General features: G+C 69.8%; 12 protein-coding genes. 8 read left to right on the top strand and 4 right to left on the bottom strand.

Annotated features, from left to right (window positions below):
- Positions 1-44: 44 nt before the first annotated feature.
- On the top strand, positions 45-3,386 hold the full coding sequence (locus AB0H42_RS26830; protein WP_357060767.1) for an AAA domain-containing protein: 3,342 nt from the start codon (positions 45-47) through the stop codon (positions 3,384-3,386).
- A gap of 119 nt (positions 3,387-3,505) precedes the next feature.
- On the opposite strand, the gene AB0H42_RS26825 is transcribed toward AB0H42_RS26830, so the two are convergent.
- Both AB0H42_RS26825 and AB0H42_RS26820 read right to left on the bottom strand, forming a co-directional pair.
- Positions 3,506-4,678 (bottom strand): amino acid deaminase/aldolase, encoded by a 1,173-nt coding sequence (locus tag AB0H42_RS26825; RefSeq protein WP_357060891.1) that lies wholly within the window; start codon positions 4,676-4,678, stop codon positions 3,506-3,508.
- Between the two features lie 44 nt (positions 4,679-4,722).
- A complete protein-coding gene (locus AB0H42_RS26820; RefSeq protein ID WP_357060765.1) occupies positions 4,723-5,139 on the bottom strand; it encodes a TetR family transcriptional regulator in 417 nt (138 codons plus the stop codon).
- Between the two features lie 472 nt (positions 5,140-5,611).
- Here AB0H42_RS26820 and AB0H42_RS26815 point away from each other — a divergent pair, with 472 nt between their 5' ends.
- On the top strand, positions 5,612-6,370 hold the full coding sequence (locus AB0H42_RS26815) for a tyrosine-protein phosphatase (RefSeq protein WP_357060762.1): 759 nt from the start codon (positions 5,612-5,614) through the stop codon (positions 6,368-6,370).
- Between the two features lie 3 nt (positions 6,371-6,373).
- On the opposite strand, the gene AB0H42_RS26810 is transcribed toward AB0H42_RS26815, so the two are convergent.
- Positions 6,374-7,732: an AMP-binding protein gene (locus AB0H42_RS26810; RefSeq protein WP_357060760.1), complete on the bottom strand. Its 1,359-nt coding sequence runs from the start codon at positions 7,730-7,732 to the stop codon at positions 6,374-6,376.
- A 116-nt stretch (positions 7,733-7,848) separates the two neighbouring features.
- Entirely contained in the window at positions 7,849-8,643 is a 795-nt protein-coding gene (locus AB0H42_RS26805) for an enoyl-CoA hydratase/isomerase family protein (protein ID WP_357060758.1), read from the bottom strand.
- A 38-nt stretch (positions 8,644-8,681) separates the two neighbouring features.
- On the opposite strand from AB0H42_RS26805, the gene AB0H42_RS26800 reads away from it, so the two are divergent.
- The 6 genes from AB0H42_RS26800 (at position 8,682) to AB0H42_RS26775 (ending at position 19,983) form a co-directional block, all read left to right on the top strand.
- Positions 8,682-9,707 carry a glutathione S-transferase C-terminal domain-containing protein gene (locus tag AB0H42_RS26800; protein ID WP_357060756.1) on the top strand — a complete coding sequence of 342 codons (1,026 nt, stop codon included), beginning with the start codon at positions 8,682-8,684 and terminating at the stop codon, positions 9,705-9,707.
- A 114-nt stretch (positions 9,708-9,821) separates the two neighbouring features.
- Positions 9,822-10,598 carry a hypothetical protein gene (locus tag AB0H42_RS26795; protein WP_357060890.1) on the top strand — a complete coding sequence of 259 codons (777 nt, stop codon included), beginning with the start codon at positions 9,822-9,824 and terminating at the stop codon, positions 10,596-10,598.
- Positions 10,595-11,548, top strand: a complete 954-nt coding sequence (locus AB0H42_RS26790; RefSeq protein ID WP_357060753.1) for an ATP-binding cassette domain-containing protein — start codon at positions 10,595-10,597, stop codon at positions 11,546-11,548. The genes AB0H42_RS26795 and AB0H42_RS26790 overlap by 4 nt, the downstream gene beginning before the upstream one ends.
- On the top strand, positions 11,545-12,327 hold the full coding sequence (locus AB0H42_RS26785; protein ID WP_357060751.1) for an ABC transporter permease: 783 nt from the start codon (positions 11,545-11,547) through the stop codon (positions 12,325-12,327). Before AB0H42_RS26790 ends, AB0H42_RS26785 begins: the two co-directional genes overlap by 4 nt.
- 93 nt (positions 12,328-12,420) lie before the next feature.
- Positions 12,421-16,065 (top strand): ABC transporter ATP-binding protein, encoded by a 3,645-nt coding sequence (locus AB0H42_RS26780; protein WP_357060749.1) that lies wholly within the window; start codon positions 12,421-12,423, stop codon positions 16,063-16,065.
- 108 nt (positions 16,066-16,173) lie between these two features.
- Positions 16,174-19,983, top strand: coding sequence for a multifunctional oxoglutarate decarboxylase/oxoglutarate dehydrogenase thiamine pyrophosphate-binding subunit/dihydrolipoyllysine-residue succinyltransferase subunit (locus AB0H42_RS26775; protein ID WP_357060747.1), 3,810 nt, complete (start codon positions 16,174-16,176; stop codon positions 19,981-19,983).
- Positions 19,984-20,080 lie beyond the last annotated feature (97 nt).

Genomic DNA, 20,080 nt, shown 5'->3' with positions numbered 1-20,080 from the left:
CGCGAGCGTCGGCCGGGGCGGCACTGGGCGCAGGAGGGCCATAGTTGTTCGTTGTCGGTGATCGGGTGGTGTACGGCGCCACGGATCTGGTGCGCGCCGCGCGCTGCGAATTCGCGCTGCTGCGTGCGCTCGACGCCGAACTGGGCACCGTCGGCCCGCTCCCCGGTGACGACAGCGACTGCGCGACAGCGGAGCACGCTCGCGACGTCGAGGAGGTCACGGCATTCGACCGGGTACTCGGTGATATCGGGCAGCGGTACGCGAGCACGCTGATCGAGATCTCCCCTCCGGGAACACTTCCCGATTCGCTCGCGGCACTGTCCACCGCGCACACCGAGACCCTGGCCGCCATCGTCACCGGCGCACTGGCGGTGCGCAACCCGGTCGTCTTCGACGGTGCGGTGTTCGCCTCCGCCGATCTGCTGACCCGCAACGCCGTTGGTGTCCGGCTGCACGGCGTCGATACCGACGGTTCCGGACCGGTCGCCACGGCGCTGCGGATCACGGTCGCCGCCGCACTGTTCGAGCAACGGTCGATCCGGGTCGACCCGGAGCTTTCGGTTCACTCGGAAGCCGGGACCCGGCCGGTCGCGCTCTCCGACACCCGGCCGGTGTATTTGGCCCGTCGGCACCGGATCACCGAGATCCTGGCCGAGCATTCCAGCGAGCTGCTGCCGGTGCAGTGGGGCGATCCGCGCTTCCGTGCCTGCCACCGGTGTGCCGTCTGCCGCGCCGCTCGCGCCGAGGCCCGGGATCTGCTGCTGGTGGCCGGGATGGACTTGCCCACGCGGGCCGCGCTCCGGGCGGCCGGTGTCACCACCATCGACCGGCTCACCACCCGCACCGTTGCCGCGCCGGAGATACCCCCACGCCTGCTGACCCGGTTGCGCACCCAGGCCGTCGTCCAACTGCGCCAGGAACATTCCGGCCGCGGCGAATACGTCACCGCCGACCCGTCCGCCCTCGATATGCTGCCCGCCGCCACCCCCGGCGACCTCGCACTCCAGGTGGACGAGATCGCCCCCGGCCGGTTACGGATCCAGGTCGCCGCCCGCGATACCGTCCGCCTGACCCGTGAGGTCCCGCTCGAATCGCCCGGCGTCACACTGGGCCCCGCGCGGCGGCACGAACTGCGCGCCGCCGGGCGCCGCGCCTTCACCGATATCCTCGCCGCACTCACCGAACCACTGCTGGCCGATCCCGATCTGCACATCTACCACTACACCGCCGCCGCCCGTACCTTTCTGTTGCACACCGGTGCCCGGCTCGGCTTCGGTGAGGAAACCGTGGACGTGCTGCTGCGGGCGGGCACCCTGGTGGACCTGTATCCGATATTCCGGGGCGCTTTCGTCGCCGGATCGCAGACCTACGCGTTGCCCGCCGTCGCGGCGGTGCTCGGTGCCACCTCGGTGGGTTCCGGGGCCCCCACCGTGCTGCGGCTCGCGGACCGGTTGCGCGAGCAGGTGGGCGAACCGCCGGCCGGGCACGTCCAGACGCTGGAGCGCCTGCTGCGCGAAACGCCCTCGCCGCAACCCTCGTCCACCGAGGCCGCCCTGGCCGAATTCGCCGGCCGGCGCCCGGATGCGGAGGCGGACGATCCGGCGGAGCCGCACCGGGTCGCCGCGCTGACCGCCGCGCTGCTCGGGTATCACCGCCGGGAACAGCAGACCGCCTGGTGGGCGCATATCGACCGGTTGACCCACCCACCGGCCGACTGGTCCGCCGAACCCGGGGTCATGGTGGCCGATTCGGCCGCGGTCGATACGAAATGGCATATCGGTCCCGGCGATACGGTGCGCCGCTTCCTGCGGCTCACCGGCCGGCTGGCCGGTCCGGGCCTCGCGCCGGGCACCACGGTCTGTGTGGTCTACGAACCCGCCGGACGCGCACCGCGAGCCGTCCGCACCTGCGGGACCGCCACCGTCCTCGGCTGTGCGGCGGACACCGATTTCGCCGATACCGTGCGCCTGGAGGAGACGCTGGCGCCCGGGGCCGAACCGCACGACGAACTACCCGTCGCGCTGGCACCGGCATTGCCGGAACCACCCGTCGCCGCGGCGGACGCGACGGAGGATATCGGCCGGCAGCTGCTCGTCTCACTCCCCGCGATCCCCGCGACCGCCCTGTTCGACCTGCTGACCCGCCGCCCACCCCGCCTCGGCGCCGCTGCCGCGAATTCCGCCGGGCCACAACTACCGCCCGCCGGAGACGACCCGCGGGCCGCGATCACCGCGGTGCTGCGCGATCTGGACCGCTCGTATCTCGCGGTGCAGGCACCCACCGGGACCGGCCGGACCGCCGTCCTGGCCGATGTACTGGCCGCGCTGGTCACCGCGGACAACTGGCGGATAGGTATTGTCGCGCCGACCGCCGCGCCGGTCGAGAACCTGCTCGACGCGGTAGTGCGCGCGGGTGTGCTGCCCGAACTGGTCGCCAAGAGCGAGTCGGTGGCCGTGGCTCCCGAATGGCTGATCCTGGAAGCCGACCGTTACCCCCGGTTCCTGGCGAACGCGATCCGCGGCTGCGTCGTGGGGGGTACGCCCGCCGACTTCACCGACCCCCTGCGGATCCCGCCTGAATCGCTGGACCTCCTGGTGATCGCCGACGCGAACGCCTTCCCGCTGGCGACCACGGCCGCGGTCTCGGTGAGTGCCCGCAACCTGCTGCTCACCGGCGATCCGGCCGCCCGGTACGACCTCGATCCGGGGCCGCATCCGGAACCGGTGCACACCCCGGCCCTCTCCTGGCCGAGTTCCGGTCACGTGACGCTGCCCACCACCCACGGCTACTTCCTGGGCCGGACCCGGCGCCTGCATCCGCGGCTGAGCGAGGCGCTGTCACCCCTCTACTTCGAAGGCCGGTTGCGGGCGTACCCGCCGCCCGCCGAGCCGTTCGCCGATGCCGTCGAACCCGGAATCGCCACGGTGCCGGTGGATCACCACGGCAACAGCACCGCCTCCGACGCCGAAGCCCGCGAGGTCCTGCACCAGATCCGAAACCTGCTGGGACAGCGATGGGACGACGGCACCGGGCCCCGGCTCCTGCAACCGCACGACATCGTCGTGGTATCCCCCTACCGCGCCCAGGTGGGCCGGATCCGAAACCTGCTGGCGCGGGCACGGTTCGAGGAGGTGCTGGTGGGCACTCCGGATCTGCTCCGGGGCCGCGAGGCGGCGGTGGTCCTGCTCTCCCTCGCGGCGTCGAGTCCCGAGGATTCGCCGATTCCCGTCGGTGTCCTGCTGTCGCCCGCGCTGGTACACGACGCGGTGGGCCGGGCCCGCCGGCGGGCGGTGATCGTACGCTCCCCACTGCTCACCGAATTTCTGCCGGAGACCCTCGACGAATTGGCGCATATTTCGCGCTTCGTCCGACTGGATAAAAACTAGGAATTCGTGGACGGTTTCGTCCTGCTGGGACAGTCGGCGCAGTTTCCCGAAATTACGGGGGAGCAACGGGAATTACTGCCGGAATAATGCGTCTCCGCCGTATCGGATTCGGCCACCGCTCATCCGAAACATTTACCTTCGCCACGATATGTCGGTACCGCCACGCGCGAGCCGTCACCGTCCACCAGATACAACCGGTCGAACCGTTCACACAGCTCACCGGCCTTGGCGTGCCGGAACCACACCCGGTCCCCGATCGACAGATCCGCGGCTCCGGCCAACGGTGTCTGTACCTCGCCCGCACCTTCCGTACCGAGCAGCCGCAATCCCTTGGGCCACACCGCTTCAGGTACGCGCGAAGCCCCCGTCGGCCCGGAGGCGATATATCCCCCGGCGAATACCGTGACCATTCCGGACGCGGGCCGGCGCAGGACCGGTAACGCGAAATACAATGCGGGCCTGGGCCGGAACGATCGATATCCGTCGAACAACGTCGGCACGTACAGCCCCGATCCCGCGGTGATCTCGGTGACTCCCGGTGCGGCGGCGGACAATTCGATCGAACCCGTACCCCCGCTGTTGACGATCTCGAGCGGACCGGTCACCGTGTGCACGGCGTCCAGCACCGCGCCCCGGCGCCGGCCGATCTCCCGGGCGGAGGCCTTCTTCACCAGGCGCACCGGCAGCGAGGTGTCCGGTAGTCCGGCGATCTGCGCCTCGTAGGTCATCAGTCCGACCACCCGGAACCCGCGGCCGACGGCCGTCTCGGCCAGTTCGGCGGCCTGTTCCGGGGTCCGGATCGGCGAGCGGCGCACCCCGAGATGCACGGGACCGATTCGCAGCGAGGCGTCCACATCCAGGCAGACCCGGGGATATACGGTCACACTGCCGACCGCGGCACGGACGAGGTCCAGCTGCGCCACATCGTCGATCATCAGCGTGATCGCCTCGAGCAGGACCGGATCGCCGCCGAGTTCGGCCAGCGCCGCGCGATCGGCACTCGGGTACCCGAGCAGCACATCGCGAGCGCCCTGCCGGACCAGCCAGATCGCCTCGGCGAGCGAATACGACATGAGGCCGGCGAAGCCGCCCGCGGCGGTCAGGCCGGCGCCGAGCACTTCCTCCAGGACCGCGCGGCAGCGCACGGATTTACTGGCCACCCGGATGGGCCGGCCCGCAGCCCGGCGCACCAGGTCGGCGGCATTGGCCCGCAGGGCGGTGAGGTCCACCGCGGCCAACGGCGGATCGAGATCGGCGGTGGCCGCATGCAGAGAAGTAATCGGCGAGGTCACACTCACCCGACCACTCAACCACCGTACTGGTCGAACGTCCAGCTTTATCGGGACTGGTTTCCGGCGTCGATCGCCCGGGTGACCAGATTGGAGACCAGATCGTCGAAGGCGACCAGGACGACCTCGTCGTCACAATCGGCCAGCCACCGCAGCACCGAACCCTGGACCACCATGATCACGTAGGACGCCACCGATTCGACCGGCTCGATCCAGCGGGTACCCGAACGGGCGGCACACAGCTCGAGCCATTCGATCACATCGCGCTGCTGGGCCCGCTGCCGCTTGGAGACCACCGGGTCGGGTACATACTCCGCGGTCGAATCCCAGTGCCGGCACAGGGTCTGAACGGTCTTGGAGTAGGCGTGGATCTGCTGCACCGGCGTCGACTTGACCAGCGGCCAGTAGGCGCTCACCCCGGCGTGCAGCAAGACCCGCAGCGCCCGTAATCCGGTGATATCCATAACCGCGTCTGCATGATCGACCGCTTCTCGCACGGCCGACCGGATCCGGACCTCCGCTATTTCTCCACGTACGCCCAACGCAAGCTCCCTCGGCAAACAACTCGCACACTCCGGACCGAAAACTCGGCACCGCAGTGGCCGGTCGGATCGGTAGGCATAGTCGGGAAGTTGCAGCCTATCCAATCCGTCTTCTCGATATTAGAAGGTTTTCGGGGTTTGAGAACAGTTCTGACGGGAAACCCGTACCCGAAGACTGTTTTTACGGCCCTTTCGGGACCGATTCCGCATACTGCGGAAACCCGGTACACGTACGTCCGGCCCACCCTGGACCGAGCCCCGGGCGACGTACCCGTACCGCCACAGCGCCTCATGACAGAGACCATCGGCAAGTCTACGACCGGGTCCCGGCGATCTTCGTCGGCTGTGCGGCATCACACAACGCGCACGGTCGGGCGGCAGTTAGCCTGATGCGGTGACAAGCTCTCCCCTCGCCGGGCATCTCCGGATCAGCGGCACATTCAACTTTCGAGATCTCGGCGGATTGCGTCTGCACGGCGGCGGGACGACACGACCCGGAGTCCTCTTCCGTTCGGCCCAGCTCAGCCGGCTCGACGACGCCGGCCACGCCACCCTCCGGGAACTGGGCGTGGGGGCGGTCCACGATCTGCGCGGCCACCTGGAGATCGAACGCGCCGGCGCCGACCACCTGCCCCCGGAGATCCGGCTGAACATCACCCCCTTCGACGACGGAACGGTCACCGCGCCCCCGCACGAGGCGGGCGCCGGCCGGCAGGACGCGCCCGGCGCCGCGCTCGCCTACATGATGGACGTGTACCGCAACTTCCCGGCCCGGCCCGAGGCGCACGCTGCGATCACAACCTTGGCCGAGGCGATCGTCGCCGACCGCGGGGCCGTCCTGGTGCACTGCGCCGCCGGTAAGGACCGCACCGGCTGGACCATCGCCACGCTGCTGCGCGCGGTCGGGGTCACCGAGTCCGAGATCCTCGGCGACTACCTGCTGAGCAACCAGGCGGTCGCCGAACTGCGTACCTCGCTGAAGGACGAGTTCGGCGCGGATCTGCCGCAAGCCGTGCTCGAGGTACGGGAGGAGTACCTGCGCGCGGGCCTCGAATCCGGAATCGAACTGCACGGTGATTTCGATGCGTATCTGAGCGCCGTGGGGCTCACGTCCGACCTGCGGGAGCGGCTGCGGGAACGACTCGTCGCCTGACGCTCAGGCGCTGCGCCGGACCAGGCCGTCGGTGCCGATGCACACATGGTCGCCGGTATGGAACCAGCTGCCGGTGAACCGGTCGGCGGTGCGCTGGGGATCGTTCCAGTAGCGCCTGGTCACATTGGGGCCGCGGCACAGCAGCTCGCCGCGCCCCGACGCGGCCTCCGGCCCGCACAGCGCCAGCTCGGTACCGCCGAACGGGAACCCGAGCACGGTACCGTCGCCGTCGCCGTCGGCGGCCGGACCGGCGGTCGGCCCCAGCGCCAGCCCGATCCCGCTGGTCTCTGTCGCACCCCACACCGACCACTGCCGGGCCGAGGGGAAGACCGCACCGAGATCACCGGCGGACGCCGACCCGGGCTCCCCGGCGTCGGCGCGATGACCGGCCGTGCTGATCCGGATCACCCGCTCGGTGCGCAATCCGCCGGCACGCCCCGCGGCCAGCTCCGGCAGCAGGCCGCCGAGAATACGGGTGCTGGCCGCGAGCGTGTCCACGCCTTCCTCCGCGATCGCCGCCGCCACCGCACCGGTGCCCTGGGCCAGGACCACGGTGCCGCCCACCGCGAAGGTGGGCAGCAGCTGATCGACACAGCCGCTGGCGTGGGCCAGCGGCTGCAGCACGAGATTGCGCATCCCGTCGGTGGGCAGATCGAGGGCGGCGACCATCGAGCGGATGGCGGAGAGCAGATTCTCGTTGGTCAGTTCCACCCCGGTCGGCACCGCGCCGGCCCCGGCCCCGCTGGTGTAGCAGAGCAGCGCCAGATCACCGAGCGCCGCACCGTCGTCGATGAACGCGGCGCCGTCGGGCAGATCGGCGGCCCAGCGGCTGTCGCTGCGAGTGGCGCCGCAACCCCGTTCGGGCGCGCCCAGAACGAAATCGGCATCACTGTCGGCGATGACCTTGTCGGCCGCCGGGCGCGGCAGCCCGTACTGGACCAGCACCGGCACCGCCCCGCTGAGCAGCGCCCCGAGGAACGCCCGCACCCAGCGCACCCCCGGCGGCATGTGCACCGCGACCCGGTCCCCGTAGCCGATCCCTTGCTCCTGCAGCCCACCGGCCACCCGGGAGGCCGAATGCCACAGCTCCCGATAGGTCAGCCGGCCGCCGCCGACCTCGACCACGGCCTCCCGGTTGGAGAAGGCATGCACCTGGAGATCGAGGAGTTCGGTGAGGGCGGGGCTGAGGTTGCCGTAGCGCAGGATGCCGTCCGCGCCCCGCGACAGCGGCGCCGCGGCGCCGGCGTCGACGATATGGAACTCCACCGGATCCGGCCGCCGGCCGGAAGCGCCGCCGGACTGCCGCACCGGGCCGGACGGATCGGCCGCGGGCCCGATGATCGTGGTCGTACCGCCTTGCATCGGACCTCCGCACAGTCGAACAGCCTGACACCTGTGACTATATGACGCAGATCACAAATTAGGGTGCGGAGTCGGCGAATCGCCGGGATCGGATGACGAAATCGTCATCCGATAGGTCAGCGCCCCCGGTAGGTGGCCTTCCCGGGTCCCAGTTCCAGGAAGCTGCGCACCGCCCGCGGCAGGTCCTCGGTGGCGAACAGGTCACCGGACACCTGCGGTGTCACCGAATCCGCGTGCGCCACCCCGCCCGACCGCCACGCTTCGACGATCCGCTTGGTGGCGGCATGCGCGCGAGTGGGCCCCTCGGCCAGCCGATGGGCCAGCTCGACCGCCGCGGTGTCGAGATCCTCGTGGATCCGGTTCACCACACCCCATTCGCGCATGGTCTGCGCGTCGTACAGATCGCCGGTCATCACCAGTTCGCGGGCCCGGCCCGACCCGGCCCGTTCGGCCAGCCGCTGCGGCCCACCCATCGACGGCGTCAACCCGACCACGATCTCCACCAGCCCGAACTTCGCCTTCGGCGCGGCCAGGATCAGATCGCAGGCCAGCGCGATCTCGAACGCCGCGGTGAGGGTGAGACCGTGCGCGGCGAACAGCACCGGGCACGGCAACGCCTCGATCGGATGGCTGATCCGAGCGAACAGGTCCTGCCACAGCTGGGCTCCCTGCGCGGCGGTGAGCCCGTCGAAGGTGTGCACATCCACCCCGCCCGAGACCACTTTGCCCTCGGCCCGGATCAGCAACGCGCGCGGCGGCCGCGCCGACAGCTCGGCGATATCGGCGACCAGGGCGTCGAACATGGCCTGATCGAACAGGTTCAGCGGTGGGCTCGCCAGCGTCAATGTGGCGACTTCGGCACCGCCGGCGGTGATCGTGCGTTCCAGCCGGGTGGGTTCGGTAGCGCTCATACCGTCAGCTTATGGGCCGGTCCTGCGAGACTGGTGCCATGACCGACTCGGAAACCGCACAGGGCACCTACGTCGAACCGGGCGAATTCACACGCGACACCAACTACATCACCACCCGGATCACCGCCGACGGCCGCGACGGCTACCCGGTCGAACCGGGCCGGTACCGGCTGGTCGCCGCCCGCGCCTGCCCGTGGGCCAACCGCACCCTGATCGCGCGCCGCCTGCTGGGCCTGGAATCGGTGATCTCGCTGGGCCTGTGCGGTCCCACCCACGACAAGCTCAGCTGGACCTTCGACCTGGACCCGGGCGGGGTGGACCCGGTGCTGAAGATCCCGCGGCTGCGCGACGCCTACCTGGCCCGTTTCCCCGGCTATCCGCGCGGTATCACGGTGCCGGCGATCGTCGACGTACCGACCGGCCAGGTCGTCACCAACGACTACGCGCAGATCACCCTCGACTTCTCCCTCGAATGGACCGAGTACCACCGCGACGGAGCGCCGCAGCTGTATCCGGAAGCACTGCGCGCCGAGATCGACGAGGTGAACGCACGCGTGTTCCGCGAGGTGAACAACGGCGTGTACCGCTGTGGTTTCGCCGGGGCCCAGGATGCCTACGACGCCGCCTACGACCGGCTCTTCACCGCCCTGGACCGGCTGTCGGACCGGCTGACCGGGCAGCGCTATCTGGTCGGCGACACCATCACCGAAGCCGATATCCGGCTGTTCACCACCCTGGCCCGGTTCGACCCCGTCTACCACGGCCATTTCAAATGCAACCGCAGCAAACTCAGCGAGATGCCGGTCCTGTGGGCCTACGCCCGCGACCTGTTCCAAACCCCCGGATTCGGCGACACCATCGATTTCGCGCAGATCAAGGACCATTACTACAAAGTCCACACCGACATCAACCCGACCCGGATCGTCCCCCAGGGCCCGAGACTCGCCAACTGGCTCACCCCCCACGGCCGCGAATCCCTCGGCGGCCGCCCCTTCGGCGACGGCACACCCCCACCACCCCCCGTCCCGGCCGAAGTGGTCCCGGAGGAACACGGGGCACAGTAGGTACGGAACCTGCGCGATGGGTAGTCCGTTACCAGTCGGAGCGAACGTCCGGCCTTCGTGCCCTACAGTGCACAGAGGCCGCAGAGGAGGGATGACGCCGTGCGTAACGGGGCATTGGAAAAGGCCGTGGTCGAGGCATTGGATCACGGTTCCCGGCTACAAGCACCCGCCGTCGCCAAGTATGTCGCGCGCTTGCGGCGCGCACATCCCGACGAGTCGCCCGCGCAGCTCGTCGAACGGCTCGAACGCCAGTATCTGCTGGCGGTGACCGGCAGCGGTAGCGCGGTCGGGGCGTCGGCCGCGATTCCCGGAGTGGGGACCATCGCCGCGCTGGCGGCGGTGAGCGCGGAGACCACGTTCTTCATGGAGGCGTCGGCGTTGTTCACGCTGGCGGTGGCCTCGGTGCACGGAGTTCGGCCGGAGAACACCGAGCAGCGGCGGGCGCTGGTGCTCGCGGTGGTTCTCGGTGACAGCGGGATGGAGATCGTCCAGAAGAGTGTCGGTACCTCGGCAAAGAACTGGGGCACGGTGTTCGCCAACAAGATCCCGGGTCTGTCCGGGATGAACGATTCGCTGCTCAAACGGTTCCTCGTCCGCTTCATCACCAAACGTGCCGCGTTGATGGCGGGCAAGGTGTTGCCCGCCGGGATCGGCGCGGTGATCGGCGGGGTCGGTAACCGGGCGCTGGGCAAGGCGACCGTCAACAACGCGCGCGAGGCATTCGGCCCGGCGCCGGCGTATTTCCCCGACGAGATGGTGATCGACGCCGAGGTGCCGGCCGCGCTGGAGCAGCCGAAGAAGTCGCTGCCGCAGGGCGATCCGAGCGAACTGCCGCGCGAGGAGACCGGTGTGCGTCACCGTGGGACCCAGCCACCGGCCGGGCCGCGGTGACGCCCTCGGCGCGCCCGGCGATCACGGTCCGGGGTCTGACCAAGCGGTACGAGGATTTCAGTATCGGTGCCCAGGACATCTCCTTCGAGGTCGCGGCGCGTACCTGCGCGGCGCTGGTGGGCCCGCCCGGTTCCGGGAAGTCGACGGTGGCCGGGATCCTGCTGGGCCTGCTCCCGCCGACGGCGGGATCGGCCACGGTGGCCGGCGGCCGCGGGAGCGCGGCGGTGGGCGCCGTCCTCGCGCCACGCGGTCTGCATCCGCGCCGTACGGTCCGCGACCATCTGCGGGTCTATGCCGCCGCGGCCGGGTGCCCGGACCGCCGGGTGCGCGCCGTGCTGGAGATCACCGGTCTCACCGAGCGCGCCCGCGCCGTCCCCGACGATCTGAGCCCCGGTGAGGAGACCCGCGCGGCGCTGGCGACGGCCCTGCTGCCCGACCCGCCACTGCTGGTGCTCGATGATCCCGCCGCCGGTATGCAGCTGGGCGAACTGTCCTGGTTGCAGGGTTTCCTGCGGGAGCACACGCGGCGCGGCGGCACCGTACTGTTCACCACCCCCAGCCTGGTGACGGCGCTGCCGGTCGCCGATCATCTGGTGGTGCTGAGCGGCGGGTCGGTGGTCTATCAGGGCAGCCCGGCCCGCCTGCGGCGCCGTAACCCGGATCGTCTGGTGGTGGCCTCCTCGTCGTCCATCGCAGTCGCCACCGCCCTGGCCGCCCGCGGTTTCACCGACGCGGTGATCCGGCCCGACGATCAACTGGCCGTGGCGGACGCGTCCGAGGACGATATCGTGGCCGCCGCCCGCGCCGCAGATGTCCGGCTGGACCGTATAGTCGCCGATCGGATCCATCCCGACCGGGTACTCGCCTCCCTGACCCACGCGGCCGCGCCGCAGCCGGTCGGACCCGGTATGCCGCCGCCCACCTCGCTGCCGTATGGGGTTGCCCGATGATCGACGTCGTACCCGCGGAACTGCTCCCGCCGGTCCTGTCCGAGTACCGCAAAGCGGTGACCCTGCGCTACACCCGGGTGCTGGCCGGGACCCTGGTCGCCCTGACGATCGTGGCCGCTTCGGTGACCGCGATCATGGCCGGGCCGCGTGACCCGGACAGCGATCCGGTGACCGGTACGGCGACCATCGGGCTGTATCTGGCGCTGTTCGCGGTCGTCGTGGCGGCGGGTGTTTTCGGGGCCGCGGGAGCGGCGGGTGAACACCAGCACAACACACTGGTGACCACCGCCCTGTTCACGATGGACCGGGACCGGCTGGCCGGGTCGAAATACCTGGTGACCGCCGCCGCCGCTGTGGTGGCCGCGCTGGCGGTCGAGGTTGTGGCCATGGTCTGCCTGCTGCTGTTCGGCCGCGGCAAAATCGAGATCACGGCCGCGTTCTTCGCGGTACTCGGTGGCGGTCTGCTGGCCGCGGCGTGCTGGGCGGTGATCGGCACCGGGCTCGGGCTGCTGCTGCGCTCACCGGCATTGGCGGTCGGCGCGGTACTGGTCTGGCTGCTGCTCGCCGAGCCGCTGCTCTGGGTGGTGACCGCCGGGATCGGGCTGCCGGGCGCGGCGACGCTGCTACCCGGTTCGGCGACGCTGAGCACCGTCCTGGCCGGCTCGTTCACCGACAGCGATCTGCTGGCCCCCGCCCCGGCCGCGATCGTGGTGCTGCTGCTGTGGACCGTCGGAGTCGGCGCGGCCGGCTGGTGGGCGCTGCGCCGGGCCGAACTGTGATCCGCTGAGCCTGTCCCGGCGGGAGCGCCGGGAACAAGACCTTGTCGCCGGGCGTCGTTATGGTCGATGACAGGTCGAGGTGAAGGGGGGCCCATGGGTAGCGGCGCGCGGCCGGGATGGCTTCGCAGGCTGTGGTCGGAGTGCCGGCGTTTCGGGGGCACGCTGGCCGGTATCGCCGTGGCCCTGGTGGCCGGCGCGGCGGCCGAGATCGTGGCACCGCTGCTCACCAAATGGGCCGTGGATTCGGCCACCAGCGGGGCTACCCGGGTGATCGGTATCGTCGCCGGGCTGCTGGCCCTGCTGGCGGCGGGCCGGTTCGCGGCGTCCTTCGGGCGGCGGATGCTGGCCGGCAAATTGTCACTGGACGTCCAGCACGGGCTGCGGGTGCAGCTGCTCGGATCGTTGCAGCGGCTGGACGGCGCCGGTCAGGACGCGCTGCGCACCGGGCAGGTGGTTTCCCGCTCGATCACCGACCTCCAGCTGGTGCAGTCGCTGCTGGCGATGGCCCCGCTCTCGGGAATGTCGTTTCTGCAGTTCGTGCTCGCCGCCGCGGTGATGCTGTGGTTGTCCCCGCCGCTGGCTGCGGTGGCGCTGCTGATGGTGCCGCTGGTGATCGTGGTGGTGTACCGGATGCGGCCCAAGCTGCACGCCGCCACCTGGTCGGCCCAGCAGCGGGCCGCCGAACTCGCCCAGCACGTGGAGGAGACGGTCACCGGGGTCCGGGTGGTGAAGGGGTTCGGCCAGGAAGCCCGCATGGTCGATGTGCTCGAACAGCACGGCCGCCGGTTGTTCGCCGAGCGGATGCGCGCGGCCCGGATCAACGCCCGCTTCTCCCCCACACTGGCGGCCATCCCGCAGGCGGGGCTGGTGGTGGTGATCGCCGTCGGTGGCTGGCTCGCGTTGCAGGGCCAGATCGGTCTCGGCACCTTCCTCGCGTTCAGCGCCTATGTCACCACCATGACCACCACCGCCCGCACCATGGCGTCGGTGCTCATCCTGGCCCAGCTCACCCGGGCCGCGGCCGAACGAGTGTATCAGGTGATCGACGCCGGTCCGGCGGTGGCCGATCCGCCGCGACCGGTCCCGGTGCCGGAGGGCCCGCTGGGTATCGAACTCGACGGGGTGAGCTTCGGCTTCGATCCCGCGCAACCGGTCCTGCGCGACCTGGACCTGCGGGTCCGGCCGGGCGAGACGGTGGCGATCATCGGACCGGCGGGGTCGGGCAAGACCACGCTGTCGCTGCTGCTACCCCGGTTCTACGCGCCCGATGCCGGTCGGATCCGGCTGCTGGGCACCGGTGCCGCGCAGCCGGTGAACATCGCCGAGGTGTCCGCCGCGCAGTTGCGCGCCGCGGTGGGCGTGGTTTTCGACGATCCATTCCTGTTCAGTTCCAGCGTGGCCGCCAATATCGCCCTCGGCAGGCCCGACGCCACACCCGACGAGATCCGGGCCGCCGCACGGCAGGCCGCCGCCGACGAGTTCATCGAACAGCTGCCGGACGGTTACGACACCGTCGTCGGGGAACGCGGGCTCACCCTCTCCGGTGGTCAACGGCAGCGCATCGCCCTGGCCCGGGCGTTACTGGCCCGGCCGCGCATCCTGGTGCTCGACGACGCCACCTCCGCGGTGGACGCGGTGACCGAGGCCGCCATCTTCGGCGCACTGCCCGATCAGGGCACCCGCACCACCATCATCTTGGCCCATCGCGAGTCGACCCTCGCCCCTGCCGACCGGGTGATCCGCCTGCCCGAACCGGACACCGTGCCGGTCGCCGGCCCGGTCTTCCAGCCCGACCGGCTGCCCGCGGCCGCGTCCGCCGACCGCTTCGGCCCCACGCCCGACCTCAGCGCGACCCCCGAACTACGCCGTGCCATCGACGCGCTGCCCGCCGCCACCGAGCGGCCGGGGCTGGACGAGTCCCGGCTCCGGGAACCGGACCCGGGGTTCCGGCTGGGCCGGCTGCTGTGGCCGGTGCGAACCCTGGTGCTGGCCTCGATGGCCCTGCTGGCACTCGACGCGTTGATCGGGATCGGTTTTCCGCCCCTGGTCCGCCATGCGATCGACGCCGGCGTCACCGATGGGCAGCCGTCCGCCCTCACCTGGTCGGCCGCACTGGGTACCGGGCTGGTGCTGGCGGGCTGGGTGGTGGCCGCCGCGACCACCCTGTTCACCTCCCGCACCGGCGAACGGGTGCTGTACGGACTGCGTGTCCGCAGTTACGCCCACCTGCAACGGCTCGGGCTGGACTACTACGAACGCGAACTGTCCGGCCGGATCATGACCCGGATGACCACCGATGTGGACGCCCTGTCCACCTTCCTGCAGACCGGAGTGTCCACCGCGCTGGTGAGCGTGCTGTCGCTGGGCGGTATCGCGGTCGCCCTGGTGGTGATCGATCTGCGGCTCGCCCTGGTGGTCCTGCTCGGGGTGCTGCCGCCGCTGATCATCGCCACGGCGGTGTTCCGCCGGGTCGCCTCGGTGGCCTACACCGTCTCCCGGGAACGGGTCTCCACGGTCAACGCGGATTTCCAGGAGAACATCGCGGGACTGCGGGCGGTGCAGGCCAATCGGCACGAGCGACTCGCGGCCCACCGATTCGCCGAATACTCCACGAAGTACCGGCGCAGCCGGATGCGGGCCCAGCGCGCCATCGCGTTGTACTTCGCCTTCGTGGCGGCGTGGACCGATCTGGCACTGGCCCTGGTGGTGTTCACCGGGGCGCACGCGGTGGCCGCCGGCACCACCAGCACCGGCACCCTGGTCGCCTTCGTGCTGTACCTGGAGCTGTTGTTCGGTCCGGTCCAGCAGCTGTCGCAGGTGTTCGACGGATACCAGCAGGCGCGGGTGGGTCTGCACCGTATCGGCGATCTGCTGCGCACCCCGTCCTCCATCGGCGCCGATCCGCCCGACGCCGATCCGATCGCCGCGGGCCTGCGGGGTGATCTGGCTCTCGACGCGGTGCGTTTCCGCTACCCGGGCACCGAGCGTTTCGCGCTCGACGATGTGGATCTGGCGGTCGCGCCCGGGCAATCTCTGGCTCTGGTGGGGGCGACCGGCGCCGGGAAATCCACCATCGTCAAACTGCTCGCCCGCCTCTACGACCTCTCCGGCACCGATACCGGGGTCATCCGGGTGGACGGCGTCGACATCCGCGACTACCGGCTGGACCGCTACCGCGCCCGGCTCGGGATGGTCCCGCAGGAAGCTCACCTGTTCACCGGCGATATCGCGAGCAATATTGCATTCGGGAAGCCTGACGCGTCCGAGGCGGAGATCGAGGCGGCCGCCCGGGCGGTCGGGGCGCGGGAGATGATCGCCGGCCTGCCCGGCGGATTCCGCCGGCCGGTGGGCGAGCGCGGGCGCGGACTCTCGGCGGGTCAGCGTCAGCTCATCGCCCTGGCCCGTGCCCAGCTGGTGGACCCCGATCTGTTGCTGCTCGACGAGGCGACCGCCACCCTCGACCCCGACACCGAGGAGAAAGTGCTGGCCGCGACCGGATCGCTGGCTCGCCACCGCACGACGGTGGTGGTCGCGCACCGGCTGGCCACGGCCGCGCGGGCCGATCGGATCGCCGTCGTGGAGCACGGCCGGATCGTCGAAGTGGGCACTCATGCCGAGCTCGTGGCGGCCGGTGGGCACTATGCCCGCCTCTGGACAGCGGCCGGAAGCGGCGAAGGAATACTCTCGGTCGAGGACGAGTCGTCAACAATGAGGTCGGGATTGTCCGGTGGTCGGTGACCGAGCGGATGTGCGCGGGGGCATATCCTCGTCTTCAGGGCGTATCGGTATCCATCCGCCGAGGCCCTGTGCCGGGCACGTCACAAACGTCGCAGCGCGAAGAACGAAATGAGGCGAACACCTGCTGTGAGCAGCTCAAAATCCCAGTTCGGTCAGAACCAGTGGCTGGTCGACGAGATGTATCAGAAGTTCAAACAGGATCCATCCTCGGTCGACGCCAGCTGGCACGAGTTCCTCGCCGACTACACCCCCGAGATCTCCGGTGAATCCGGTAACACCCAGTCTGCTCCGGCGCCGACCGCGGCGGTGAAATCCGCCCCTGCCGCCGTGCCCGCCGAAAATTCTTCGGTCCGGACCCGGGCCACCGCCCCGACCGCTCCGGCCACCACGTCCGCGCCGGCCGCCGCGCCGAAGTCCGCCCCGGCCGCCACCACCGCCGCGCGGACCACCGCGGCCGCCCAGCAGCGGGCCCCGCAGACGACCCCGGCCCCGGCATCCAATGCCGCCGCCACCTCGGGTGCGCCCAAACCGGCTCCGGCCGCGGACGAGAAGAAGGTGCTGCGCGGTGCCGCCGCCGCGGTCGCCAAGAACATGTCGGCGTCGCTGAGCATCCCGACCGCCACCAGCGTGCGGGCCGTGCCGGCCAAGCTGATGATCGACAACCGGCTGGTCATCAACAACCATCTCGCCCGCACCCGGGGCGGCAAGATCTCCTTCACCCATCTGCTCGGCTACGCGATCGTGCAGGCGGTGAAGGCGTTCCCGAACATGAACCGGCATTTCGCCGAGGTCGACGGTAAGCCGAACGCGGTCACCCCCGCGCACACCAACCTCGGTCTGGCCATCGACCTGCCCGGTAAGGACGGCAGCCGGTCCCTGGTCGTCGCCGCCATCAAGGGCACCGAGGACATGACCTTCGGTCAGTTCCACACCGCCTACGAGGACATCGTCCGCCGCGCCCGCGACGGCAAACTGACCGCCGAGGACTTCAGCGGGGTCACCATCTCGCTGACCAACCCGGGCACCATCGGCACCGTGCACTCCGTACCGCGGCTGATGCAGGGCCAGGGTGCGATCATCGGCGCCGGGGCCATGGAGTATCCGGCGGAGTTCCAGGGTATGAGCGACGAGCGGATCGCCGATATCGGTATCGGCAAGCTCATGACGCTGACCTCCACCTACGATCACCGCATCATCCAGGGCGCGGAATCCGGCGATTTCCTGCGCACCATCCACAAGCTGCTCATCGCGGACGAGTTCTACGACGAGATCTTCCACGGTCTGGCCGTGCCGTACGAGCCGGTGCGCTGGCGCAAGGACATCAAGGAACGCGGCGTCGACAAGAGCACCCGGGTGCTCGAGATGATCGCCGCCTACCGCAACCGCGGTCACCTGATGGCCGACACCGATCCGCTGCGCCTGGTCAAGGACAAGTTCCGCAGCCACCCCGATCTGGATGTCACGCAGCACGGCCTCACCCTGTGGGATCTGGACCGCGAGTTCAATGTCGGCGGCTTCCACGGCGAAGAGCGGATGAAGCTGCGCGATGTGCTGTCGGTGCTGCGCGATTCCTACTGCCGCCACGTCGGTGTCGAGTACACCCACATCCTCGAAGAAGACCAGCTCAAGTGGATGCAGGACCGGGTCGAGCAGAAGCACGTCAAGCCGACCGTCGCCCAGCAGAAGTACATTTTGAACCGGCTCAACGCGGCCGAGGCGTTCGAAACCTTCCTGCAGACCAAATACGTCGGCCAGAAGCGCTTCTCACTGGAGGGCGCCGAAACCGTCATCCCGATGATGGACGCCGTGATCGACCAGTGCGCCGAGTACGCGCTGGACGAGGTCATCATCGGTATGCCGCACCGCGGCCGCCTCAATGTGCTGGCCAATATCGTGGGCAAGCCCTACTCGAAGATCTTCACCGAGTTCGAGGGCAATATGAACCCGGCCGCCACCCACGGCTCGGGCGATGTGAAGTACCACCTCGGTGCGCGCGGCAACTACCTGCAGATGTTCGGTGACAACGAGATCGAGGTCTCGCTGACGGCCAACCCCTCGCATCTGGAAGCGGTCGATCCGGTACTCGAGGGTCTGGTCCGCGCCAAGCAGGACCTGCTGGACAAGGGCGACGGCCCCGAGGGCTTCTCGGTCGTACCGCTGATGCTGCACGGTGACGCCGCGTTCGCCGGCCAGGGCGTGGTGGCCGAGACCCTGAACCTGTCGGGCCTGCGCGGGTACCGCGTGGGCGGCACCATCCACATCGTGGTGAACAACCAGATCGGTTTCACCACGGCCCCGGAGAACAGCCGCTCCACCGAGTACTCCACCGATATCGCCAAGTTCATCGGCGCCCCGATCTTCCACGTCAACGGCGACGACCCGGAGGCGTGCGACTGGGTCGCGCGCCTGGCGGTCGATTTCCGGCAGAAGTTCCGCAAGGACGTGGTCATCGACCTGATCTGCTACCGCCGTCGCGGTCACAACGAGGGCGACGACCCGTCGATGACCCAGCCGTACATGTACGACGTCATCGACACCAAGCGCAGCGTTCGCAAGAGCTACACCGAAAGCCTGATCGGCCGCGGCGATATCTCGCTGAAAGAGGCCGAGGACGCGCTGCGCGACTACCAGGGCCAGTTGGAGCGGGTCTTCAACGAGGTCCGGGAGCTGGAGAAGTATCCCCAGGGACCGAGCGCATCGGTGGAGGACGATCAGCAGGTCCCGTCCACCGTGCTCACCGCGGTCGACAAATCGGTGCTGCAGCGGATCGGCGACGCGTTCCTGAACGTGCCCGACGGTTTCAGCGTGCACCCGCGGGTGCAGCCGGTGCTGGAGAAGCGCCGGGAGATGGCCTACGAGGGCAAGGTCGACTGGGCGTTCGCCGAGTTGCTCGCCTTCGGCACGCTGATCGACGAGGGTCGCGCGGTCCGGCTGACCGGCCAGGATTCGCGCCGCGGCACCTTCACCCAGCGCCATTCGGTGATCATCGACCGTAAGACCGCGGCCGAGTACACCCCCCTGCACAACCTCAACAGCGCCAACCCGGGCTGGTTCGCGGTGCACGATTCGGCGCTGAGCGAATTCGCCGCCGTCGGCTTCGAGTACGGCTACTCGCTGGGTAACCCGGACGCGCTGGTGCTGTGGGAGGCCCAGTTCGGTGACTTCGTCAACGGCGCCCAGTCGATCATCGACGAGTTCATCTCCTCCGGTGAGGCCAAATGGGGCCAGCTGTCCGAGGTCGTGCTGCTGCTGCCGCACGGGCACGAGGGTCAGGGCCCGGACCACACCTCCGGCCGTATCGAGCGCTTCCTGCAGCTGTGCGCGGAGGGTTCGATGACGGTGGCGGTGCCGTCCACCCCGGCGAACTACTTCCACCTGCTGCGCCGGCACGCGCTGGACGGTATCCGCCGTCCGCTGATCGTCTTCACCCCGAAGTCGATGCTGCGCAACAAGGCCGTCGTCAGCGATCTCAAGGATTTCACCGAGAGCAAGTTCCGCTCGGTGTTCGACGAGCCCACCTACGAACAGGGCATCGGCGACCGCGCCGCGGTCAAGCGCGTCCTGCTCACCAGCGGCAAGCTCTACTACGAGCTGGCCGCCGCGAAGGCCAAGCGCAAGCGTGACGATGTCGCCATCGTCCGGGTCGAGCAGCTCTACCCGCTGCCCAAGTTCCGGTTGAACGAGGCCCTGGAGCGGTACTCGAACGCCACCGAGATCGCCTGGGTCCAGGAGGAGCCGGCGAACCAGGGCGCGTGGCCGTTCTTCGGCCTGAACCTGCCGGAGCTGCTGCCGGAGCGGCTGGGCCGCTTGCGCCGTATCTCGCGTCGTGCCATGTCGGCCCCGTCCTCGGGTTCGAGCAAGGTGCACGCGGTGGAGCAGGCCGAGATCATCGAGGAGGCGTTCGCGCCCACCGAGTGAGTCGCGGCGCCTACCCGACGCCGGGCGTGCCCCTTGCTCGAACCCGAGGACGGGGCCGACATGGCACGACGCGAGATACGGCGCAAGCGGCCCAGCC

The sequence above is a fragment of the Nocardia sp. NPDC050799 genome (assembly GCF_040654015.1).
Lineage (GTDB): Bacteria > Actinomycetota > Actinomycetes > Mycobacteriales > Mycobacteriaceae > Nocardia.
Note: the sequence above shows the minus strand (reverse complement) of the source record. Positions and strands in the feature narration are given on the sequence as shown.